General features: G+C 63.9%; 25 protein-coding genes. 13 read left to right on the top strand and 12 right to left on the bottom strand.

Annotated elements, in window-relative coordinates; all coding sequences use genetic code 11:
- The first annotated feature begins 8 nt into the window (after positions 1-8).
- Both ACOOE1_RS16155 and ACOOE1_RS16150 read left to right on the top strand, forming a co-directional pair.
- A complete protein-coding gene (locus tag ACOOE1_RS16155) occupies positions 9-500 on the top strand; it encodes a GNAT family N-acetyltransferase (protein ID WP_420403230.1) in 492 nt (163 codons plus the stop codon).
- Positions 501-580: 80 nt separating this feature from the next.
- A complete protein-coding gene (locus ACOOE1_RS16150; RefSeq protein ID WP_420403229.1) occupies positions 581-1417 on the top strand; it encodes a mechanosensitive ion channel family protein in 837 nt (278 codons plus the stop codon).
- A 16-nt stretch (positions 1418-1433) separates the two neighbouring features.
- Here ACOOE1_RS16150 and ACOOE1_RS16145 read toward each other — a convergent pair whose 3' ends face one another.
- Complete coding sequence (locus tag ACOOE1_RS16145; protein WP_420403228.1) at positions 1434-2438, bottom strand: S1C family serine protease; 1005 nt, start codon at positions 2436-2438, stop codon at positions 1434-1436.
- Positions 2439-2612: 174 nt separating this feature from the next.
- On the opposite strand from ACOOE1_RS16145, the gene ACOOE1_RS16140 reads away from it, so the two are divergent.
- Positions 2613-2996 carry a hypothetical protein gene (locus ACOOE1_RS16140; protein ID WP_420403227.1) on the top strand — a complete coding sequence of 128 codons (384 nt, stop codon included), beginning with the start codon at positions 2613-2615 and terminating at the stop codon, positions 2994-2996.
- Between the two features lie 30 nt (positions 2997-3026).
- On the opposite strand, the gene ACOOE1_RS16135 is transcribed toward ACOOE1_RS16140, so the two are convergent.
- The 4 genes from ACOOE1_RS16135 to ACOOE1_RS16120 form a co-directional block, all read right to left on the bottom strand.
- Complete coding sequence (locus ACOOE1_RS16135) at positions 3027-3668, bottom strand: hypothetical protein (protein ID WP_420403226.1); 642 nt, start codon at positions 3666-3668, stop codon at positions 3027-3029.
- Between the two features lie 206 nt (positions 3669-3874).
- The gene (locus ACOOE1_RS16130; protein WP_420403225.1) at positions 3875-4249 is read right to left on the bottom strand and encodes a hypothetical protein; all 375 of its coding nucleotides are present in this window, start codon (positions 4247-4249) and stop codon (positions 3875-3877) included.
- Between the two features lie 69 nt (positions 4250-4318).
- Positions 4319-4735 (bottom strand): hypothetical protein, encoded by a 417-nt coding sequence (locus ACOOE1_RS16125; protein ID WP_420403224.1) that lies wholly within the window; start codon positions 4733-4735, stop codon positions 4319-4321.
- A 92-nt stretch (positions 4736-4827) separates the two neighbouring features.
- Positions 4828-5313: a response regulator gene (locus ACOOE1_RS16120; RefSeq protein ID WP_420403223.1), complete on the bottom strand. Its 486-nt coding sequence runs from the start codon at positions 5311-5313 to the stop codon at positions 4828-4830.
- A gap of 136 nt (positions 5314-5449) precedes the next feature.
- On the opposite strand from ACOOE1_RS16120, the gene ACOOE1_RS16115 reads away from it, so the two are divergent.
- The 4 genes from ACOOE1_RS16115 to ACOOE1_RS16100 all read left to right on the top strand — a co-directional run bounded on the left by ACOOE1_RS16115 (position 5450) and on the right by ACOOE1_RS16100 (position 10318).
- A complete protein-coding gene (locus ACOOE1_RS16115; protein ID WP_420403222.1) occupies positions 5450-6448 on the top strand; it encodes a D-2-hydroxyacid dehydrogenase in 999 nt (332 codons plus the stop codon).
- A gap of 89 nt (positions 6449-6537) precedes the next feature.
- The gene (locus ACOOE1_RS16110) at positions 6538-7065 is read left to right on the top strand and encodes a PAS domain-containing protein (RefSeq protein ID WP_420403221.1); all 528 of its coding nucleotides are present in this window, start codon (positions 6538-6540) and stop codon (positions 7063-7065) included.
- Positions 7066-7127: 62 nt separating this feature from the next.
- Positions 7128-7826, top strand: coding sequence for a gamma-glutamylcyclotransferase (locus tag ACOOE1_RS16105; RefSeq protein WP_420403220.1), 699 nt, complete (start codon positions 7128-7130; stop codon positions 7824-7826).
- Positions 7827-7891: 65 nt separating this feature from the next.
- Entirely contained in the window at positions 7892-10318 is a 2427-nt protein-coding gene (locus ACOOE1_RS16100) for a Lon protease family protein (RefSeq protein WP_420403219.1), read from the top strand.
- Positions 10319-10331: 13 nt separating this feature from the next.
- Here ACOOE1_RS16100 and ACOOE1_RS16095 read toward each other — a convergent pair whose 3' ends face one another.
- A complete protein-coding gene (locus ACOOE1_RS16095) occupies positions 10332-11312 on the bottom strand; it encodes a lipid II:glycine glycyltransferase FemX (RefSeq protein WP_420403218.1) in 981 nt (326 codons plus the stop codon).
- Positions 11313-11352: 40 nt separating this feature from the next.
- Between ACOOE1_RS16095 and ACOOE1_RS16090 the strand changes: the two genes are divergently transcribed.
- Positions 11353-11562 (top strand): hypothetical protein, encoded by a 210-nt coding sequence (locus ACOOE1_RS16090; RefSeq protein ID WP_420403217.1) that lies wholly within the window; start codon positions 11353-11355, stop codon positions 11560-11562.
- Here the strand turns inward: ACOOE1_RS16090 and ltnD are convergent, their stop codons facing one another.
- From ltnD to ACOOE1_RS16070, 4 genes are all read right to left on the bottom strand, one after another.
- Positions 11563-12471, bottom strand: coding sequence for an L-threonate dehydrogenase (gene ltnD / locus ACOOE1_RS16085; protein WP_420403216.1), 909 nt, complete (start codon positions 12469-12471; stop codon positions 11563-11565).
- 10 nt (positions 12472-12481) lie between these two features.
- Positions 12482-13231, bottom strand: a complete 750-nt coding sequence (locus ACOOE1_RS16080; protein ID WP_420403215.1) for an SDR family NAD(P)-dependent oxidoreductase — start codon at positions 13229-13231, stop codon at positions 12482-12484.
- A 91-nt stretch (positions 13232-13322) separates the two neighbouring features.
- On the bottom strand, positions 13323-13808 hold the full coding sequence (locus ACOOE1_RS16075) for a methyltransferase family protein (RefSeq protein WP_420403214.1): 486 nt from the start codon (positions 13806-13808) through the stop codon (positions 13323-13325).
- A gap of 45 nt (positions 13809-13853) precedes the next feature.
- A complete protein-coding gene (locus ACOOE1_RS16070) occupies positions 13854-14438 on the bottom strand; it encodes a nucleotidyltransferase family protein (protein WP_420403213.1) in 585 nt (194 codons plus the stop codon).
- Positions 14439-14591: 153 nt separating this feature from the next.
- On the opposite strand from ACOOE1_RS16070, the gene ACOOE1_RS16065 reads away from it, so the two are divergent.
- The 5 genes from ACOOE1_RS16065 to ACOOE1_RS16045 all read left to right on the top strand — a co-directional run bounded on the left by ACOOE1_RS16065 (position 14592) and on the right by ACOOE1_RS16045 (position 19735).
- Positions 14592-15629: an AbrB family transcriptional regulator gene (locus ACOOE1_RS16065; RefSeq protein WP_420403212.1), complete on the top strand. Its 1038-nt coding sequence runs from the start codon at positions 14592-14594 to the stop codon at positions 15627-15629.
- 87 nt (positions 15630-15716) lie between these two features.
- A complete protein-coding gene (locus tag ACOOE1_RS16060; protein WP_420403211.1) occupies positions 15717-16907 on the top strand; it encodes an acyl-CoA dehydrogenase family protein in 1191 nt (396 codons plus the stop codon).
- A gap of 267 nt (positions 16908-17174) precedes the next feature.
- Positions 17175-17723, top strand: a complete 549-nt coding sequence (locus tag ACOOE1_RS16055) for a peroxiredoxin (protein ID WP_420403210.1) — start codon at positions 17175-17177, stop codon at positions 17721-17723.
- 207 nt (positions 17724-17930) lie between these two features.
- Positions 17931-19130, top strand: a complete 1200-nt coding sequence (locus ACOOE1_RS16050; protein WP_420403209.1) for a matrixin family metalloprotease — start codon at positions 17931-17933, stop codon at positions 19128-19130.
- Positions 19130-19735, top strand: coding sequence for a hypothetical protein (locus ACOOE1_RS16045; RefSeq protein ID WP_420403208.1), 606 nt, complete (start codon positions 19130-19132; stop codon positions 19733-19735). The genes ACOOE1_RS16050 and ACOOE1_RS16045 overlap by 1 nt, the downstream gene beginning before the upstream one ends.
- Positions 19736-19779: 44 nt before the next feature.
- Here the strand turns inward: ACOOE1_RS16045 and acs are convergent, their stop codons facing one another.
- Both acs and ACOOE1_RS16035 read right to left on the bottom strand, forming a co-directional pair.
- On the bottom strand, positions 19780-21720 hold the full coding sequence (gene acs / locus ACOOE1_RS16040) for an acetate--CoA ligase (protein ID WP_420403207.1): 1941 nt from the start codon (positions 21718-21720) through the stop codon (positions 19780-19782).
- A gap of 129 nt (positions 21721-21849) precedes the next feature.
- Positions 21850-22449 carry a regulatory protein RecX gene (locus ACOOE1_RS16035; RefSeq protein WP_420403206.1) on the bottom strand — a complete coding sequence of 200 codons (600 nt, stop codon included), beginning with the start codon at positions 22447-22449 and terminating at the stop codon, positions 21850-21852.
- Positions 22450-22536: the final 87 nt, after the last annotated feature.

The following is a 22536-nucleotide window of genomic DNA, read 5'->3' as shown; positions in this document are numbered from 1 at the left end:
AGACGGCAATGACAGACCGCATCATCATCCGCCCCGCGACACGCGAGGACGTTCCGCAACTATTCAAGCTGGTGCAGGGGCTGGCGGAATACGTGAAGGAAAGCCACCTGCTCAAGGCGACGGAAGCCGATCTGCTGCGCGACGGGTTCGGGCCCGAGCCCCGCTTCAGGGCCGTCGTCGCCGACGACGGGACCGGGACTCTGCTCGGCAATGTCATCTATTCGGCCAACTACTCGACCTGGATCGGCCGATCGGTCTGCTACATCGATGACTTTTTCGTCGCCGAGGCGGCGCGGGGCAAAGGGCTCGGAAAACGGCTGATGGCCGCCGTCGCGGCCGAAGCCGTCGCGGCCGGACACGGCCGGATCGCGCTCTCGGTGCTGCACTGGAACCCGGCCCGCGAGATCTACCATCGGCTCGGGTTCAAACACGAAGAGGAATGGCTGCGCTATTCCGTCGCCGGCGACGCCCTGAGGGAGCTCGCGGCGGCAGCCGAGTGAGAACGGCCGCACACTTGACAGTGCGCCGCCGGGTGGCGACCAATTGACCGCAGGTTTCCGTTGAATGGAGAAACGCGACCATGAATGTCGACGTGGCAGGCGAAATGAACGTCCTGTGGGACGAGGCCCAACTGATTCTGGCGACTTACGGCTTCGACGTCCTCGGGGCCATATTGATCCTCCTGCTCGGCTGGATCGTCGCCGGCTGGGCGAGCCGGGCGACACGCAATGCCGTCGAGCGGATCAGCTGGATGGACGGCACGATCAAGCCGCTGATCGCCTCCATCGTCCGCTACCTCGTGATCATTGTCACCATCGTCGCGGTGCTGAACCGGTTCGGCGTCGAGACCACCAGCATCATCGCGGTTCTTGGCGCCGCCGGCCTCGCGGTGGGCCTGGCCCTGCAGGGCACGCTCAGCAATGTCGCCGCCGGCGTGATGATCCTTTTCCTGCGTCCCTTCAGGGTCGGCGACTATGTCACCGCCGGCGGGAACGGTGGAACGGTTGCCGAGGTCGGCCTGTTTACCACCGAGTTGACAACGCCGGACAATGTCTCGATCGCGGTGCCGAACAGCCAGATCATCGGCGGCGCAATCAGCAACTTTTCGAAACACGCCACCCGGCGCATCGATATCGTCGTCGGCATCGGCTACGGCAGCAATATCGACACCGCTTTCGCCGCGCTGATGAAACTCGCAGAGGCGGACGCGCGTGTCCTCGCCGACCCGGCCCCGCAGGTCAGCGTCCGGGCCCTGGCCGACAGTTCGGTCAATATCGGGCTCCGGTTTTGGGTCAACTCCGCCGACTACTGGCCGACCCTTTTCGACTTCAACAAGGCCGTGAAAGAGACGCTGGACGCAAACGGTGTGGAGATCCCGTTCCCGCAGCGGGTGGTCGAACTGAAAAATCCGAAATGAGGCAGCGCAAGGACCTTCAGTAGCTGCGCCCGAGCTTCAGCCACTCGTGGCGGTCGCGGCTGTCGACCTCGATGACGTGAATTTTGCCTTCCCGCAACACCGTGAGGGGGATCCGGGTGCCCGCCGGGCCGAGCGCCCAGACCGAGCGGAAGAAAGCCGCCATGTCCGTCACCGGCGATCCGGCGACCGCAACCAGAAGATCGCCGAACCGGAGTCCCGCCGTTTCAGACGGGCCTCCTTCGGCAACGCCAGACACGATCAGATACCCATTCACCTCTGTCGGGTAGAGCCCGATCCAGGGCCTGGCCGGTTCGGTCGAGCGCCCGAAGGCAAGCAGGTCGCCCAGGATCGGCTTCAGCAGATCGATCGGCACGAACATGTTACCCGGCTGCCCGCTGCCGCCCGCATCCTGTAGAATGAGGGAGCCGATGCCGAGCAGACGGCCGTCGTCGCCGAACAGGGCGGCGCCGCCGAATTCCGGGATCGGGGGCACGGTAAAAATCGCTCCCTCGATCAGATATTCCCAGCCTCCCGCGAAGGGATGCACAGAGCGGACCTCTACCGGCAGGGCCGGGACCGGCCCGACACTGGCCGCAACCGCTCTCTGACTGCGTTCGATCGCGGCGGAGGAACCGAGCGCGACCGACGGCACGCTCAATCCTTCATAGGCCTTGAGAAGCCCGAAACCGGTCGCGTGGTCGTACGCCACGATATCGGCCGGAAAGCGGCGCCCGTCGCGGTCGGTCACCGAAACCTCGTCGGCTTCCAGGATCAGATAGCCGATGGTCAGGATCAGCCCGTCATCCGCGATCACGACCCCGGCACCCGCGCGCTCGGTGCCGAGGCGTGCGGCGGTTCTTGAATCTCCGGGAACGCGGGCTTCCACGCGGACGATGCTCAGAAGAGGGTTGGTTGTGGCGCTCGCCGCCGGGGCCGTCGCCGGGGGGAGCGGATAAACGAGTATCAGGAGGCAGAGCGACAGAATGAATGCCCCGCGTCCTGCAAGGTACCGCATCTGCATGGCCCCTCCGTCTTCCGCCGCGTATGGTTTTCCGATGATACCGATATATGGTGCGGGCGCCTGCCGCCAAGAGCGCCGCCCCCCGCGGCTCCGACCGTCGAACGGGATACGTCTCGCCGGCCGAACTATGTTATTGTTTGCCAAGGATCGGATACGAGACCTGGCAGGTGACGAATGGCTAACGACCACGCGAAAAAAAAGGCGCTCGAAGCGCTGGAGGCCACCGGCAACAACCGCCGCGAAGCGTCCCTGCTGCTCAGGGTCTGGGCGGAAACGGACGAGAAGCTGAAGACCCAGCTCGTCGGACCGTTTCTGAACAACATCTGCGCTCTCGCGATACAAAGCGCGGCCTCCGGCCTGTCGACCCGCCGCAAGCCCGGCAGACGCAAGCGTCCGGTGGACAACTCGGCCTCGCTGCTTGAAGCGATCAGCGGCGGCGGGGCTCAAACCATGTCGAGCACCCGCAGTTCCGCGCCGCCGCCGCCGGCGAGCAGTGCGCGCCACCGACAGGCCGTGACGCTTCTCGCCTCGGCCTACAAGCCCGGCGGGAAATCCTGAGTCCGAAAAGCTGAATGCGTGCTGCGGTCCCTAGCGGGGCCGCGCCTCGACCATGTTCTCGTAGAGATTGGCCAGGTAGGTCGGGTCCGCACCGATGCTGACCTGCTGGTTGGTCCGGTTGCGGATTTCCGCGGTCTCGGCAACACCGGCCGCCACCATTTCCGGCGTCGGCTCGTCCGGAACCACGACCTGGCCGTTCTTGATCAGCCCCGCCAGCATGTCCTGCGAATGCTTGCGGAAGCGCTGGAACGATGAATCCATGCCGCTGTCCCGCCGTGCCCGCGGGTTCGAGGCGCGCGACAGCGCCATCGAGAAAATATCGAGGATGAGGTTCGGATTGTAGGTCTCCAGCCAGCCGTCGACCATGGCGCCGAACACGGCCTCGACATAGACCCGTGCGCCGCGCTGCCCCATAAGACCGCCGGCAAGCGTCTTGTCGGCACCTGCAACCATTGCGTCCGTAGGCTGCTTCGGGACGATCGCAAATCCGGCCAGCTCAAGCGACTGAACCACGCCCTCGCTGTCCTTCTTGTATTTTTCCCACTCGTTCTCGATCAGGAATGAACCCAGGATATCGACCTGATCGTTCTGCACCCGGTTCAGGAACCGCGCGAATTCCTTCGCGACGTGCTCGACGACTGAAAATTCCTGCACCGGCTCTCTGCCGCGCATCGCCTACTCCTTAACAGACCCGCCGGATGATACGGCAGACCTCTGATTTCCGTCTGTGCCCGAAATGGCGGCCGATCAACCTATCCAGCGGAAATAAATTCAAAATCCGGGAAAACTCTAGCCGATGCTTGGCATGAAAAACAATGGCATCGTTCCGATTGCAACCGGCAGTCATTCCGGGAAGTGCGATAGCGCACGTCGCCACGCTACCGTGGCGCACGCGTAAGAAATCGCGGCGGCGCCTGAAGATCTCCGCCGACATCAGGCTTGCGCGCCGATCGGACCCGCCGCTGCGGCGCGTCCATGTCGCGCCAGTCGCGCTCGGTCTGGAACGGCTCTCCCTGAAGCGCCTCGCGAATGATGGCATGGGCGAGATGTTCGGCGGCCGAGCCGATATCCGTCCGCTGCCAGCCCGGCAGGGCATCGAACGCGGCGCGCGCCATGAAGCGGTCGATCTGCTTGCCGGAGGTATAGGCCCTGCGGATTTCCCGCGTTACCTTGTCCGACGGGCCGAGTTTCTCGGCGACCGTGTCCGAAAGAATACCAAGGGCTCTGCGATCGGTGGTCTCAAAGCTCGCCATCTAGCGCTCCGGGTGACTGAACCGGGACAAGATAAGCGGACGCAGGCACTCTGTCACCGGCTTCCTGCATCAGCCGAATTTGCGGACCGCCGCCCTCAGTCCGCTCAGGACCTGATCTTCGAGGATTCCGCCATTCTCGGTGATACGGTCCGCGATGACGACATACATGGCGTCGATATGAAGCTGCAGGATCTCGAACTGGATGCGCCCGAGCTCCGTCCTCCCGGCTACGAAATCATTCAGCGTCGTGGCGATCAGGCTGAGAACATTGTAGCCGACGGTCCCGCCCATTCCCTTGATCTGCAGGCTCTCGTCGAACACCAGCGCCAGCATGTCCGGCTGTGTCATGTTTCCGTCGAGAACGGTCTGGACGCTCGCGCGCAGTTTGCGCAGGCGAGCCGCGAGGTCGACCACGAAGCGCTCGCGCGATTCGTTGACCACCTCCTCAAGCCGCCGAAGAACCGCCGGATTCAGACGCAGATCCATACCCGTCCTGCTGTTGACGGCGCGCTCCCGCAGTTCTTCAACAGGAGGCAGAAGCTTGGATTTCACGGCGGTCAAACCGGCTCCCCAGATGGTTATTGCCGACGGTCGGGCCCGTTGTAAGGCAGCTGGCGCCGTCGCCGGTCGGGTCCGAAATAATTCTCACTGTCAACGAAAGCGCGCGGATGCGCAATAATCCCGACCATGCGACGATAAAATCCCTCAACACCATAGGGCTTTGCAATGAACTCGGTCACCCCCGCGTCGCGGGCTTCGAAGACATGATCCTTGGCGGACAGCGCAGACATCACGAGGATCGGCATGTGGCGGTTCCCACCGGTTTTTCCGGTGCGAACATCGCGGATAAGATCGAGACCGGAACGCGGCGGCAGGTGCAGCTCGGTGAGCAGCACATCCACGACCTCCGATTTGAGTGCGGCTGTCGCGTCGTCGAAGCTGTGCGCAACGAACACCGTCGTCGCCCCCATCGTCAGCAGCAAGTCCCGCGCAAGATCGGCCGACAACGAATTGCTGTCGACGATCAGAAAACGGACGAGGCTAAAATCTACTTTCTCCGCCATGTACGGACCGGCCCTCTCGCTTTGACCCTGCCTTATATCTCATTCCAGCAAACGTTTTGCGAGCCAAACCATTGCGTCGCATAGTGTTTGCAGAAAGCCAAACGCACGAATCATACCAATCCAACCGGTCGGCGACATGCAAAGCCCAGACACTCTCATTCTCCACATAAAGAACAACCGGGCGGGCGAAGAGGCGTTCCGGTTTACCAGTGAGCGCATCGACGCGGCGCTGGAACGCCACCGGGATATCGCGGATCGGATCGAAATCCGCGTGGATTGGGATCTCGACCATTTCGGAGAATCGATGCGGGACGCCGACGCCCTGGTGACCTGGGACCTGCCGACCGAGGGTCTCGCCGAAACGGCGCCGCGCCTGCGCTGGATCCACATCATCGGCGCCGGGGTCGAGCACCTGCAGCCGCTCACCTGGCTCCCGGCGCAGACCGTCCTGACCAACAATCGCGGCGTCCATGCCGAGAAAACCGCCGAATCCGCCGCCATGTCCGTCCTCATGCTGCACAACCGGATTCCCGCCTATGTCACCGACCAGCGCGCGGCCCGGTGGAACCCGGTATTCGTCCCGCCAGTCGCCGGCAAGACCGTGGCCGTGATCGGGGTCGGGGAAATGGGTGGTGCCGCGGCGCGCGCCTTCAAGGCGCTCGGCCTGCAGGTCCTGGGCATCCGCCGTGGTGCCGCCCCGCATCCCTGCGTCGACGAGATGTACGGTCCGGAGGAACTTCATGGCGTCCTCGGCGTGGCGGATTTCGTGCATGTCACCCTGCCGCAAACGCCCGAAACGGCAGGACTGATCGACCGGGAGGCGATCCGCGCAATGAAACGCGGATCCGGTATCATCAATTTCGGGCGGGCGCCGGTGCTCGACCAGGATGCGCTCGTCGAAGCGCTGAGAGATGGCCATCTCGGCGGCGCGATCCTCGATGTTCACGACCCGGAACCATTGCCGGCCAGTTCTCCGCTCTGGAAGGTTCCGAACCTGATCCTGACGCCCCATGTCAGTTCGGATGACGACCGTTCCTATATTCCGGCGACGCTCGATCTGGTACTCGAGAACTGCAAGCGCTTGTTATACGGGGAGTTATTGAAGAATCGGGTCGACCCGTCGCTCGGATACTGAGTCGAGAGTTGCTGTATCGACGAAACAATTGGATTACCCTCGATTTGTAAGGCTACTCCAATGCCGCCACTCAAGAGCCAGGGAGCCAAATGAACTGCACAGCGGATCACGGCGCGGCGGCCGATGAATTTGCAGACCTGCGCCGTAGACTTTCCGCGCGCCTTCACCTGGTCGGTCTCGATTATTGGTGCTCACTGGAACGGATCAGCAATTTGCCCGCACGCAGGGAATTCGATCCCGCCGACATTCCGACCCTCCTCCCGCATCTCATCTTTCTTCGGGTCACCCCCGAGCCGATCGATTTCTGCTACCGGGTCATCGGCGGCACGGTGCGGGAGCATCTTCTGGACAATTATACCGGCAGATGGATCTCGGACATTCCGCACCAGCGGGCCCCGAGCAAATTGCACTCCAATCTGACAAGAGCGATCACCGAACGGGCACCCGTGCTGTCCGACACGCCCTATGTCGGCACCAAGAAGGAGTTCCTCAAGAGCGACGAGCTCATACTTCCCCTCGTCGACGAAAGCGACCAAATCTCGCACCTGCTCGTGCTGCTCGACTTCGACAGACGTCCGCTGAAAGTTGTCGCCCGCTGGTCGGGGAAGCGCAGCTGAGGCAACAGTCTGTTCGGGATTGCTGCATACCGCGGATCTGTCGCCGGTGATAAGGTTTCCGCATGGCAACTTCGAACAAGACTCCCCTGACGCGCGACACGATCCGTTCCGGCCATATCCGTGAGCTGATCCGCCAGCATGCGACCACCTACAGAGTGCTTTCCGACGACGAATTGCACGCCTCGCTCGCCTCGATGTTTCCGGGCGGCAGGCCGGAAGAGGATGTCTGGCTGTTCGGCTATGGCTCGCTCATCTGGAATCCGACGATCCATTATGCCGAATCCCGCTGCGCCACCGCGCACGGCTACCATCGGAGATTCTGCCTGCAGACCCATCTCGGCCGCGGCTCGCCGGAGGTGCCGGGCCTTACCCTCGGGCTCGACCGCGGCGGCTGCTGCCGCGGCGTCGCTTTCCGGATAACGCGCGAGACCGCCTATGAGGAACTGGAAATCGTCTGGCGGCGAGAGATGGTCAGCGACGCCTATATCCCACGCTGGCTGACGCTCGCAAGCGACGAGGGGCCGGTACGCGCGATCGGTTTCGTGATGAACCGCAAGCATGAGCGCTATGTGGGACAACTGCCGGAAGAGGAGATGGCACGCACCATCGAGCGCGCCCACGGCTTCCTCGGCCCCTGCGCCGAGTATCTCTTCAATACGGTGGATCACCTGGACGAACTCGGAATGCCCGACCGCGGCCTGACCCGGTTGCGCGACCGGGTCGCCGAAATCCGTTCGGAGGCGGAGAAAAAGCCGGCCTGACCGCCGACCCTTTACCGACGGCGAAGCGGCGATAAAACCTGAGAAGGCTTTGAGAAGGACGCGCCATGGCCGTTAAGCCGCTTGCAGCGAAAGCACTCTTCACCAGGACCGACCTGAAGCCGCATTCCATCCAGAGCACGGACGATCTCGAGGACATTGAAGCACTGATCGGTCAGGAACGGGCGCTCGGCGCGGTCCGGTTCGCCGCAGGCATGCAGCAGCGCGGCTACAATCTCTTCGTCATCGGCCCCAAGGGGTCCGGCCGTCATATGGCGGTGAACCGCTATCTGCAGCAGCGCGGCTCGGAACTCGACGCACCACCCGACTGGGTCTATGTGCACAATTTCGAGAAACCCTACACGCCGATGGCGATCGCGGTACCGCCGGGCCGGGGCGAACCGTTCCGCAAGGCCATGCAGGAACTGGTTTCAGACCTGAAGGCTGTCATCCCGACACTGTTCGAGAGCGAGGACTACCGCCTCAGGACCGACGCGGTGAACAAGGAGGCCGCGGAGAAGCAGCAACATGCGCTGGAAGGTGTCGACAGCGAGGCGCGCAAGCACGGACTGGTCCTGATCCGCACTCCGCAGGGCTTCGCCTTCGCGCCGCTATCCGGCCAGAAGCCTATGGCGCCCGAAACCTTCCAGCAGCTCCCCGAGGAGGCGCAGAAGCGCTATCAGGAAGCCACCAAGGGAATGATGGAGGAACTGCAGAAGGTTCTCCACGGCCTGCCGATGATCGAGCGGGACCGGCTGCGTGAACTCAGGAAGATCGCGCGCGAGACCGCCCGGCATGTCGTCAGGCAAGAGATCGCAGATGTCGAGTCGGTGATGACCTGCTGCGACGACGTGCTGGCCTATCTGAAGCAAGTCGCCGACGACATGGTCGAGCATATCGGACTCTTCATGCATTCCGAAGAGGACGGTCCGCTCCCGCTTCCGGCCGGCAGCGGCGGCGGCGAGGGCGCGGTCGAGCACGATCCGACGACCCGTTACCAGGTCAACGTGCTGGTCTCGAACGATCCTGCCGGCGGCGCGCCGGTCGTCGTCGAGGATCATCCGGCGCTCGGAAAACTGATCGGACGGATCGAGCACTACGCCCATATGGGCAACCTGATCACCGATTTCACACTGATCAAGCCGGGTGCGCTGCACGACGCCAACGGCGGCTTCCTGCTGATCAACGCGGACAAGCTCCTGCTCAACCCGATGAGCTGGGAAGCTCTGAAGCGGGCGCTCTATGCCGGGCAGATCACCATCGAAGCCCCCTACATGACCTCCGCGACGGCCACCGTGCTGTCGCTGCAGCCTGATCCGATACCGCTCGACCTCAAAATCGTGCTGTTCGGCGACTACCGGCTCTACCTTCTGCTCTCCTCGCTCGATCCCGATTTCCAGGATCTCTTCAAGGTCGCGGCGGATTTCGAGGAGGTGCTGGAGCGGACGTCGGAGAACGACCAGCTCTTCGCCCGCCTCGTCGCCACCATTGCCCGCAACAACAAGCTGCGTCCCTTTGCGCGCGATGCCATCGAGCGGGTGATGGAACATGCGGCACGGATCGCCGGCGATTCCGAACGGCTCTCGACGCGGGTCGGCCTGATCGCCGACGTGATGCGCGAGGCCGATCACTGGGCCGGGGAAGCCGGCAAGCAGAGCGTGACGCGCGCCCATGTGGAGCAGGCCATCGCAAAACAGATCCATCGGGCCGACCGGATCAGGGAACGCTCGATCGAGCAGATCACCCGCGGCACTGTCCTGATCGACACGGACGGCGCGAAGGTCGGGCAGGTGAACGGGCTGTCGGTACTGCAGATCGGCAGTTTTGCATTCGGCAAGCCGAGCCGGATTTCCGCCACCGTTCGCGTCGGCGCCGGGAAGGTCGTCGATATCGAGCGCGAAGTGGAGCTCGGCGGCCCGCTGCACTCCAAGGGCGTGATGATCCTGTCAGGCTACCTCGCCCGGACCTATGCGCCCGAGTCTCCGATGTCGCTCGCCGCGACTCTCACCTTCGAGCAATCCTACGGCGGCGTCGACGGTGACAGCGCCTCCTCGGCGGAACTCTATGCTCTCCTTTCAGCGCTAGCAGAGGTGCCGATCGACCAGTCTCTGGCGGTGACCGGCTCGGTCAATCAGATGGGCGAGGTCCAGGCGATCGGCGGCGCGAACGAGAAGATCGAGGGCTTCTTCGACGTCTGCGCCGCGCGCGGGCTGACGGGCCGGCAGGGCGTGCTGATCCCGGTCTCCAACGTGAAGCATCTGATGCTGCGGGAGGATGTCGTGAAGGCTTGCGCGGAGAAGAAATTCCGCATCCTGCCGATCTCGACCATCGCGGAGGGTATCGAAATGCTGACCGGCAAGAAGGCCGGCGCGCGCGGCGCCAAGGGAAAGTATCCGGCCGGCAGCATCAACCGCCTGGTCGAGGAGCGGCTTCTCAGCTTCGCCAAAGCGAGGTCGAGGGCGGGCAGCGGTCAGGCCGGGAGCCTCAACTCCTGACGGGCCCGGGATTTCAGAGAAACGTCCCCGCAAGTGTCACAAGCTCGCCGCCGACGCCGAGCTTGAAGCGGGAGACGCCGGGCATGTGCAGGCCGTCGACGCCGCCGAGATCGAGCCATTCGACGCCGAGGCCCTTCAGCTTCTCGATCGCCGCCCAGAGCAGCAGGTTGTGGGCATGTTTCTCGCGCCCCTCCAGCCCGGTCCAGCCGACATAGTAGGTCGCGGCCCTGCCGTGCCGAACGGTGAGGATCGCGGCTACGGGTTCGCTGCCGGAATAGGCCGTGAAGACCTGCACCGCGCGCTTGTCCCGTCCACTGTCGGCGATGGCGGCGACGAAGGCGCCGGCGGGCGCGCGGAACTTGCGGCGCTTGCGGTGCTGGTCGTGCCGGGCGAGCAGCCACTCCATCGGTGCGCCGCCATAACCGCTGCGCACCCGGAGCTTCGCACCCTCGGCGAGCTTCAGCTGGTTGCGCCATTTCATGTGCAGGCCGGCGCGGAGCTCTTTGAGATCCGGCCGCAGATCGAGCCAGACGGTACTGTAACCGGTCACCATCGGGCGCATGCCGACGTTCCGCAGGAGTGCCTCGCTACTCTCCCCCGCCGGCAGTTCGGGCGTCATGAAGAACAGATTCAGCTTCGCGACCGGGTAGCGGCGCTTGACCAGCCGGATGACCGCCTCCCGCTCCAGTTCCGAGAGCGGCGCCAGGAAAACGGGGCCCCGGGTCAGCTTGGCGATGCGGAAGCCGCCCGGAAACCGCCACTCGAGCAACAGCGCCAGGGCCACCGGATCGGGCCCGCGCATGAAGACGACGGGGACCGGTTGGTAGGCCGATGCACGCCCCACGGCGGCACCATAGGCCGAGGCCTGTTCCAGCGGCGGTCGCTCGGCCTTCGCGAGCAGGTCGTCCCACTGCCGCTGATCGACGCTGTCCCAGAGGGCGACGATGCCGTCCAGCTCCTCGCCGCGCCTGTCCGTTCCGGCGCCTGACGCCATTCCAGTTTCCCCTGCCCCGTTCGCCGGTTAGTCTTAGCCCATGTCCCTGTTCGCACAATTCAAAAAGCCGCCGCTGATCCACGGGCAGAGGGTCCCCGGCCGCCGCTTCACCCGCTGGGCAGCACTTTATTTCACCGGCTTCGTGGCGCTGCCGGTCCTGGGCTTCACACTCGCGCTCGATCTGATCGGCTACCTGGTCGCCGTGAAACTGTTCGGCGCGTCGTGCTACGGACTGCTCTGCCTCTTCTGATCAGGACTTGCCTTCAGGCAAGTCGATGCCGGCGAGTTTCTGAAACACCTTGATGACGGCGGAATCATCCTCTTTTCCGAGCCCCGCGGCCGCCGCCCCCAGGAACTGCTGGTGCGCCGCAGCCGAGAGCGGCAGCGGAAAGGTGAGCTGCTTTCCGGTCTCCAGCACAATGCCGAGATCCTTGACGAAGATGTTCACCGCGCTGAGCGGCGCATAGTCGCCGTCCAGGATGTGCGGAACCCGGTTGTTGAACATCCAGGACGCGCCGGCGGAATTGGAGATCACCTCGAACAGGTCCTCCGGGGCGACGCCGGCCCGGATGCCGAGCGCCATGGCTTCCGCCGCGGCGGCGATATGCACGCCGGCGAGAAGCTGATTGATGGTCTTCACCGTCGAGCCCGGACCTGCCTCCTCGCCGAGCCGGTAGACCTTGGTGGCGATCGCATCCAGAAGGAAACTCGCCGCCTCGAAAGCCTCCGGCTTGCCGGAGGCCATCACTGACATTTCCCCGGTCGCGGCCTTTGCCGCACCGCCGCTGACCGGCGCGTCGACCATCAGGATCCCTTGCGCGGCCAGCCGCGCTTCCAGATCGCGTGCATAGGCCGCCGGAACGGTACTGCTGGCGACCACGACCGCGCCCTTCTTCAGATGCTTCACGGCGCCGGTCTCGCCGAACAGCACGCTCTCGGTCTGGTCCGCGTTCACCACCAGCACCAGCAACGCGTCGACATGCGCTGCGAGTTCGGCCGGGCTGGCCGCCCCCTTGCCGCCGGTCGCGGTGAAATCCGCCACCGACTCCGCACGCACATCCGTACCCCAGGTCTCGACCCCTGCCGCGACCAGCGACCGCGCCGCGCCCATGCCCATGGAACCGAGGCCGATCACCCCGGCGATTCTTTTCTCTGCCATTCTTCCCTCCCTAGATCAGTCCGCCGTTCGCATGGATGAGCTGACCGGTAACGTAGCTTGCTTCGGGCGATGCGAGGAAGCAGATCACGGCCGCGACTTCGTCCGGTGTCCCCCGCCGTCCCATCGGGATCGCCGGAACGAACGCGTCGACTGCTCCCGGCTTCAGCGCCGACGGGGTCCCCGCATCCTTTTCAATGAAGCCGGGGGCAACGATATTGGCGGTCGCACCGGAAGGTGCCAGCCTGAGCGCCAGCGCCCGCGCCGTCGCCTCCAATGACGCCTTCGCCCCGGCCGTCGCCGGAAAAGACGGCAGGTCCGTGCGCCAGACATGCGGACCGAACGCGCTGACCGCGACGGCGCGACCGGCAGACGAGCGCTCGAGATACGGCAGCGCCGCCTCGGCCATCTCGAAGAAAGACCGCGCGATGGCGCCGTGGGCCTGTTCGAACAGTTCGGTCCCCGCCTCGCCCAGCGGCGAACGGTCGGCATAACCGGCATTGGCGATCAGTACATCGAGGCCGCCAAGACATTCCGCGCTACGTTCGACCAGCATGCGGCCCGCATCCGGTGCCGCCAGATCCGCCAGCTCGGTCTCGGCCTCGGCTCCGGCCTCCCGGAGTTCCTCCGCGACCCGGGAAAGCCCGACCTCGTTCGACCGGGTATGCAGCAGGAACCGATCACCGGGCCGGACCAGGCGCCGCGCCGTCGCGGCACCGATCCCGCTTGCCGCTCCCGTCACCAGAATACACCTCTCCGTCATACCGCTCTCCCCCGGATTCCAGGGCGCACTCTCGCACGCGGGCCGCTCCGGCAAAAGAGCCGCACGTAGACTCAGCGGGAAAGACAGAATTCTAGATCCAGCGCCGCACCCGCGCCTTGTACGCGGCATAGGGCGCACCGAATTTGCGCTCGAGATAGGCCTCTTCGCGCCGGATCACGCCGTACTGCATCACACCGACGAAGCCGATCATCGTCGCCAGGAACCAGAGGGAATTGCCAAGCAGGCCGACGCCTGACAGCAGAATCACCATGGCGAGATACATCGGATTGCGGGTGTGCGCGAACACTCCGGAGGTGACGACCGCCGTCGAGGGCACCCACGGTTTCACACTGGTCCCGGCCCGCTTGAACTGACGCTCGCCGGCAACCGCGAGCGCAATGGCGGAGAGGATCAGGACCGGGCCGAGATAGTACCGCGCCCAGTCCGGCGCGAAGGGCCGCGGCCAAAGATAATCGAGACCGAAACCGGCAAGGATTGCGATCAGCAGGATGACGGGCGGTGGTAGAATGACGCCGGCGGTATCCTCCACGCTGGCGGTCTTCATCTCATCATTCATGCCTCTTCCTCCCGACGATCTCATGTCGGTGTGCCGCTCCGGAGGTCAAGGAGAAGCATCCGACGGGGCTTCCTCCACCACACTGAGCCAGGGCCAGCGCTCGAGGTAAGTGCCGCACTTGTAGGTGAATTGGTGCGGCGTCGGATTCAGCGGATTCCAGCGCAGAATGCCGTCGAACATGTCGTCGAAACCGAACGGTGCATAGACCTCTGCCTCGGACGAGATCCCGCAGCAGGTGCCGGCGACGACGAAGCGCTCGATCCCGGTGCGCGCTTCCTGGATCGGCGGGTAGGGGACGCCGAACCGCGCCTCGTACCAGAGCGGTACCCGCGCCTGGTTGCGGATCTCGATCTCGACCCCGAGATCAGTAAACAGTGCCGCGCCGCGCCGGATCACCGCGTCCTCCGCCGCGTAACTCGTATCCGGATCGAAATAGAAGATGTCATAGTCACGGATACTCTCGGTCGGGGGCCGGCCCGAGAGCCCGTTCCAGACCGTTCCGAAGAGGCAGCCGGCGACCAGCCATGTATCGTCGACCCCAAGCCCGGAGAGCCGCTCGAGGATCACACGGTTCACCGGATTTTCGTGAACGAGCGATAAAAATCGCCCCTGCATGTCCGCCTCGCTCATCCGATGCCCCGCGTCATTCGGCTATGTGGAATTGATCCCAAGCACGGGGGTGAAACCGCGGTCAAGCGATTGACGAGCGGCCGCGGCGCTCCGTAGAAAGGAGGCTCCATTCCTTCAGGGCCGCTCCGGTCCGCCGACTGGACCATCGCCGGGATGTCCGCAGCAACGCTTGCCCGTCACGCTCTCAGTCTTGCCATCGCGGCGGGAGGCGGCTGGATTTTTGCCCTGCTTCACGTCCCCCTGCCCTGGCTGCTCGGCCCGATGCTGGTGGTCGCCGTGATCAGCATGAGCGGAAAGTCCCTCACGATGCCGAATGGCGCGCGCCAGACGGGCCAACTCCTGCTGGGCACCGGGATCGGCCTGAACTTCACGCCTGCGGTCGCCACCTTCGTCGCCGACCATATCGTCGTCATGGTGATCTGCGCCCTCGCCTCGATCGGCTTCGGGATGCTTTCGGCGCTCTATCTCCGGCGCGTGGCAAAGGTGGACATCGCGACCGCCTTCTTCTCCAGCCTGCCCGGCGGCGTGGTCGAGATGGCGCTGCAGGCAACCCGCTGGGGCGGCGACATGGCGCCCGTCTCGCTCGCCCAGTCGCTCCGCATCCTCTGCGTCGTGACCACGATCCCGACCACCCTGATCCTGATCGGCGCCACCGGCCATTCGCCGTTCGAGGTGGCGACACTGCCTTTCGACCTCGGGGGCTTCGCGATCCTCATCGCCGCCTCCCTCGCCGTGGGCGGCCTGATGGCCTGGCGCCGCATCACCAATGCCTGGATCCTCGGCCCGCTGGCAGCCGCCGGGCTGATCACCGTGCTGCAGCTCGATCTCTCGGGCATGCCGCGGGAGTTGCTCAACCTGTCTCAGGTCCTGATCGGCTGCTTCATCGGCCTGCGCTACCGCCGCGACCTCGTGCTCTCGCTCCGACGCTTCCTGCCGCACGCGGTGTTCAGCACCCTGGTTCTTGTCGGGCTCAATATCGCCTTCGGGGTCGGCGTCGCCGCGGTCACCGGCCTTCCGGCCGCGACCATGGTGCTCTCCGTCTCGCCCGGCGGGATGGCGGAAATGAGCATTACGGCGGCGGTCCTGGAACTCGGCGTTCCGCTGATCGCCGCCTTCCACATCGTCCGCATCTTCCTTGTCATCGGACTTTCGGGACTCATTTTCCGCTATATTCTGAGTCCACGCAGCTGAGAAAATCTGTATTCTCGGTTGATCGAGACAGTATCCAAGCCGGATTCCAACCGGCGCCCCACTCCGGCCCGACCGGGAGGAAACCCAATGAGCGCAATCGCCGCCGCCAACGACAGCTTTCTCACCCAGGAAGAACGCGCCGAGCAGGAGCGGATGGTTCTCGATGCCGTCGAACGCTTCCTCGAGCGCGACGTCGCTCCTTATGCGCACAAGCTCGAAGCGGAGGACGCCTGGCCGGAGGAGATCGTCGCCAAGATGTGCGAACTCGGCCTTTTCGGCGCGACCATCGGAGAGGAATGGGGCGGCCTCGGCCTCTCCGCCACGACCTATACCAGGATCGTCGAGCGGGTCAGCCGGGTCTGGATGTCGATCTCCGGCATCTTCAACTCGCACCTGATCATGGCCGCCGCGATCGAGCGCTCCGGCACCGAGGCCCAGAAGGCCGCCTGGCTGCCGCGGTTCGCTACCGGCGAGCTCCGTGGCGGTATCGCCCTGACCGAACCGGATGCCGGCACCGACCTGCAGGCAATCCGCCTGCGCGCGGAGAAATGCGAGGGCGGGTACCGGCTGAACGGAACCAAGATGTGGATCAGCAACGCCTATCACGGGCACATCCTCGCGGTACTGGCGAAGACCGATCCGGAAGCGAAGCCCCGGCACAAGGGCATGAGCCTGTTCCTGGTCGAGAAAGGCGAGGGATTCAACGTCTCCAAGAAACTCGAGAAGCTCGGCTACAAGGGCATCGATTCCGCCGGCTTCACGCTCGACGACTGTTTCGTGCCAGAAGACAATCTCGTCGGCGCCGTCGAAGGCCGCGGCATGCAGCAGATCCTCGGCGGGCTAGAGCTCGGACGCATCAACGTGGCCGCGCGCGGGGTCGGCATCGCCCGGGCCTGCCTTGAGGAGTCGGTGCATTACGCACAGATCCGCAAGACCTTTGGCAAACCGATCGCCGAGCACCAGGCGATCCAGCTCAAGCTCGCCGACATGGCGACCCAGGTCGAGGCCGCGCGGCTTCTGGTCGAGCAGGCCGCGGCCGCCTACGACCGCCACGAACGCTGCGACATGGAAGCGGGGATGGCGAAGCTCTTCGCCACCGAGGCGGCGCTGCACAACAGCCTCGAGGCGATGCGCCTGCACGGCGCCTATGGTTACGCCAAGGAATACAATATCGAACGCTATTACCGGGACGCCCCGTTGCTCGCCATCGCCGAAGGCACGAACGAAATGCAACGCCTGATCATCGCCAAGCAGCTAGTGCAGCGAAACCCGGCCTGAGTTGATATGCGTCTCCCTGCGACCTTGCAACGCAAGCGCAACACGACCCGATAAGAACCTGCCGTTTTCGGTTTGAAATCAATCGAATCGATCCCTACCGCATTGCAATAACTTGCTGTACGATTTGATTCAACGGGACCTCGCAAACGTTCCTTGCGGAAGCTCCCGGCAGCGATAAAAACGAGGAAACACCCTCCACCGGGCCTGCGCCGGCAGTTCTGCCGGGGCGATGATTCTCTTTGCGACACAACATTTCCGGATAGACCGATGCTTGGCAGAAAAGTTCCCAACGTCACCTTTCGCACTCGCGTCCGCGACGACTCCATCGAGGGTCCGAACCCGTACACCTGGGCGGACATGAGCACAGACGACTACTTCAAAGGCAAGAAAGTCGTCCTGTTCTCACTTCCGGGCGCCTTTACCCCGACCTGCTCGACGTTCCAGCTTCCCGATTTCGAGAAGCTTTATCCCGAGTTTCAGGCCAAGGGTATCGACGAGATCTACTGCATCTCGGTCAACGACGCCTTCGTGATGAACGCCTGGGGCAAGTCCCAGGGCGTCACGAACGTGAAGCTGATCCCCGACGGCTCCGGCGAGTTCACCCGAAAGATGGGCATGCTGGTGAACAAGGACAATCTCGGCTTCGGCATGCGCTCCTGGCGCTACGCCGCGGTGGTCGACGACGGCACCGTGGTGGGCTGGTTCGAGGAAGAGGGCTTCGAGGACAATTGCGGCACCGACCCGTACGGCGTCTCCTCGCCGCAGAACATCCTCGAGAACCTCGAAGCCGTCCTGAAGCAAGACGTCGCGGCCTGATCTCGGCGCCTTCCACAGCATCGAAAAGCCCGGCAAGTGCCGGGCTTTTTTTTGACCTCACCGCAAAAACCAATCTTTTCAATGCATTGAAACAATCAAAGGCTGAGAGATCGGCTTTTTTCAGACCAAAAGGCGAAAAGTCCTTCATTCGGTTACCCGGAGTTGCAACACTCCCTTACACGCTTGTGCGTGGGGATGGGGAACCGGATGGGTCTCTACACGGGCTATACCCTGCAGCCTGGCGGCACGATCTCCTATTCGACCGAGCTGCCCTGGTATGCGCCGTTCTACGGCCTCTACGAGTTCGACAGTTCGGAAAAAGCGATCGCCCACGCGGCCTTCTCCGAATGGGAAGCCGAGCTGTCGATCGATTTTGTCCATATCGACAATTTCGCAAATGCGGACATCGTCCTGACGGAAGCCTATATCGACGGATCGGGCGGCACGCTCGGGCTCTACAGCGTGTTCGATCCCGACGGCGACGGTCTGGTTTCCGGCGGATCCAGCGAAGGCTATGCCTACATCTATATGGACTACTTCGATACCGCCTACTTCGAGGCCACCTTGAAGCACGAGATCGGCCACGCCCTCGGGCTCGACCATGACGAAACGCCGGGCAGCGTCATGAATTCGCTGCTCGATGGCAACGAGACCATCACCGACTATGACATCTCGAAAGCGGCCGCGATCTACGGCTACAGCAAGAGCGGGACCACCGACGCGGACAGCTGGACCGGCAGCCAGACCGGCGACCGGCTAAGCACGCTCGGCGGCGACGACGTGGTGCGCGCGGGGCTCGGCAACGACACGGTGATGGGCGGCGACGGAAGCGATACCCTGATGGGCGAGAGCGGCGCCGACCATCTCTCAGGCGAGGCCGGCGCCGATCTGATCTACGGCAACACGGAGATCGACGTCCTGGACGGCGGGGCCGGCGACGACACCATTTTCGGCGGGCAGAACAGCGGCACAGCGCGCATCGACGCCTATGGCAATCTCCGCCGGCAGGACGGCGTCGAGACCATTCACGGTGGCGAGGGCAACGACTCCATATTCGGCAATTACGGCCAGGACCTGATCTCGGGCGGGGCCGGGAACGATACGGTCTACGGCGGACAGAAAGAGGACACGATCGACGGCGGGGCCGGCGACGACCTCATACTCGGCAACCGCGAGGACGACCTGCTCACCGGCGGCGACGGCGCCGACACCTTCCTTTTCGCGACGGACAGCCAGGGCGACGACATCGTGACCGATTTCGACACGGCGGAAGGTGACCGGCTGAGCTTTACGACCACCTATACGACCTCGAGTTCAGGAGCCGACCTGGTGATCACCCATGGCGGCGGCACGGTCACACTGACAGGGGTTTCGGCAGGCGGACTGAGTGACGGGTGGATTGCGTGATGCGCAGCTTTTGCAGGATGCTTGCTCTCTGCCTTCTGACGACTGCCATCAGTATTCCGACTTCTTCGGCCGAGGAGTGGGCTGCGATCGACTCCCAAACGTCGGAACTCTATTTCGCCCTCGACATACCGCAAACGATCGAAGACTCGGGTTGGAACGAGAACTACTCGCAGCGCATCTTCAAAATTGTTTCTTCACCTCGGAACGCCCTCGACCCGCTAGCAGCCATTTATCTTATCCGGCTTGCGCCGAACTATTTTTATCATTCTACGACGGACGCGAATTCAGCACTCCATAAGTTCGGCTACTTGAAGGACGATTACGAGATTTTGCAGGAGCAACAGGAAAAACCGACCAGAAGTTTCCGGGCCAGCTATCTGGTCGTGAAAGCTCGGGGCCGCGAATGCACCGTTTTTGCCGGACGATCGGGCCAAGGCGGCGGCGATGCTCAGGTATCCGTGGGGACGTCGGCAATGCTCGGTTTCTATTGCCAGCCAGAGGCCGAAGACCTCACGGAAGAGGGCATTGCCACGGTCCTCAACGCAGTCGGCACCAAAACCTCGGGCAGTGTGGCACCAGCAGCAGTTCCAGCACCTTCGAGGTAACGGGGGAAGCGGAAGGGCCCGCCGAAGCGGGCCCTGCATCAGACTTACTTGTTCATCCGGTTCTCGACCAGATCGTCCACGACCGCCGGTTCGGCGAGCGTGGAGGTGTCGCCGAGCGCGTCATGCTCGTTCGCGGCAATCTTGCGCAGGATGCGGCGCATGATCTTGCCGGAGCGGGTCTTCGGCAGACCCGGCGCCCACTGGATGAGGTCCGGCGAGGCGATCGGCCCGATCTCCTTGCGCACCCAGGTCACCAGTTCCTTGCGCAGTTCCTCCGACGGCTCCAGCCCGGCATTCAGGGTGACATAGGCATAGATGCCCTGGCCCTTAATGTCGTGCGGATAGCCGACGACCGCGGCCTCGGCGACCTTGTCGTGGGCGACCAGCGCGCTCTCGACCTCGGCGGTGCCCATGCGGTGGCCGGAGACGTTGATCACGTCGTCGACGCGGCCGGTGATCCAGTAGTAACCGTCCTCGTCGCGGCGGCAGCCGTCGCCGGAGAAGTAGCGTCCAGGGAAGGTGGTGAAATAGGTCTGGATGAAGCGCTCATGGTCGCCATAGACCGTGCGCATCTGTCCCGGCCAGCTGTCGGCGATGCAGAGATTGCCCTCTGTCGCGCCCTCCAGCACCTTGTTGTCGCCGTCGACGATCACCGGCTTCACGCCGAAGAACGGCCGCGTCGCCGAACCCGGCTTCAGATTGGTCGCGCCGGGCAGCGGCGTGATCAGGATGCCGCCGGTCTCGGTCTGCCACCAGGTATCGACGATCGGGCAGCGCTTTTCGCCAACCACCTCGTGGTACCACATCCAGGCTTCCGGATTGATCGGCTCACCCACCGAGCCAAGGATGCGCAGGCTCTTGCGGCTGGTCGATTTCACCGGCCCGTCGCCTTCGCGCATCAGCGCGCGGATCGCGGTCGGCGCAGTGTAGAAGATCGACACGTCATGCTTGTCGCAAACCTGCCAGAAACGGCTGAAGTCCGGATAGTTCGGCACGCCCTCGAACATCAGCGTCGTGGCGCCGTTCGCGAGCGGACCGTAGATGATGTAGCTGTGCCCGGTCACCCAGCCCACATCGGCCGTGCACCAGTAGATCTCGCCGTCGCGATAGTCGAAGACGTACTGGTGCGTCATCGAGGCGAAGACCATGTAGCCGCCGGTGGTGTGCAGCACGCCCTTCGGCTTGCCGGTCGAACCGGAGGTGTAGAGGATGAAGAGCGGGTCCTCCGCGTTCATCTCCGCCGGCGGGCAGTCCTCGGAGGCCGCGCCGCAGATATCGTGATACCAGTGGTCACGGCCCTCGACCCAGTTCACCTCGCCGCCGGTGCGCTTGACGACGACCACGGTCTTGCAGTCCGGGCAGTCTTCCAGCGCCTTGTCGGTATTGACCTTGAGCGGCACCGTGCGACCACCGCGCAGACCCTCGTCGGCGGTGATGACGATGTTGCTCTCGCAGTCCTGGATGCGGCCCGCCAGCGCGTCCGGCGAGAAGCCTCCGAAGACGATGGAATGGACCGCGCCGATGCGGGCGCAGGCCAGCATGGCGACCGCGGCTTCCGGGATCATCGGCAGGTAGATCGTCACCCGGTCGCCCTTCTTCACGCCGAGATCCTTCAGCGCGTTGGAGAACTTGCAGACGTCGCGATGCAGCTCGCGATAGGTGATCTTCTTGTCGTCCTTCGGGTCGTCGCCTTCCCAGATGATCGCCACCTGGTCGCCGCGCTCCGCAAGATGCCGGTCGAGGCAGTTCGCGGCCGCGTTCAGGGTGCCGTCATGGAACCACTTGATGTGCAGATCGGAGGCGTCGTAGGAGACGTCCTTGACCTTGGTATAGGGCTTGATCCAGTCGATCCGCTTGCCGTGCTCGGCCCAGAAGGCTTCCGGGTTCTCGACCGACTCCCGATACATTTTCTCGTAGCCGGCCTCGTCCACATGCGCGGTCTTGGCGAGTTCCGCCGGCACCGGAAAATCATGGACTTCCCACATTGTTTCCCCCTCTCTGCTCCGATGCGGATTGCTGACCGCATCCGTCGTGATTCATTGGCCGCCACTATAGCAATCGTAAGCAGTGGGTTAAGCGATTTTTGTGCGCTGCGTTGACGCGGACCTCAGGCGCTATCTTGCGAAATCCAATTCCGCTTCGAGCGCATCGACAGTCTCGGCATCCACCACTTTGGCTGCGATTTCGAACCCGAAACCCTGCCGGGCCAGCGCCGCAAGGTCGCGGTCGCGGGTCGCTTCCCGCTTTTCCGCGCTGCGAAAGGGGCCGATCCGTCGGCGGCGGGCATAGCGGAACGCGGCGTCGAGTTCGCCGATACCCTCCTCCCGCAGCGCCTCAAGCGCCGCGTCTATATCGGCAGCCCCGACCCCCTTCTCCATAAGCTTGCGCTGGATCATCCGCGCGGAGCTCCCGCGCGCGGCGAGCGAACGCGCCCGCGTCTCGGCGAATAGCCGGTCATTGAGAATGCCGGTCTCGTCGTAGCGCCGGATCAGCGCCTCCACCATCGCCGCACCGTCCGCCGGGTCCGTGCCGTGGTGTGCGGAAGAGACCCTGACCCGCCGCATCAGCACGTTGCGCAGGTTCGCCGCCGAACTCGCATAGCGCTCCAGGTACCAGAGCGCGACATTCTTCAGGTAGCTCTCGGTGATCCGCTTCGGTTGCTTTCTGGCCCGGCGCGGCTTGCCTTTCGCGCCCTCGTCCTGAATATCGTTCATCCGGTTTCCGGGCACCCGCGGCTTGTTTCCCGCCGGGCATGCCCCATCTGGTTGCTGTCATTCCGCTCGGCGCCTATTGTGCGCGCC

Origin of the sequence: Nisaea sp., assembly GCF_965216895.1 — a bacterium.
Lineage (GTDB): Bacteria > Pseudomonadota > Alphaproteobacteria > Thalassobaculales > Thalassobaculaceae > Nisaea.
The sequence above is the reverse complement of the archived record's forward strand: the minus strand, read 5'-3'. Positions and strand labels throughout refer to the sequence as shown.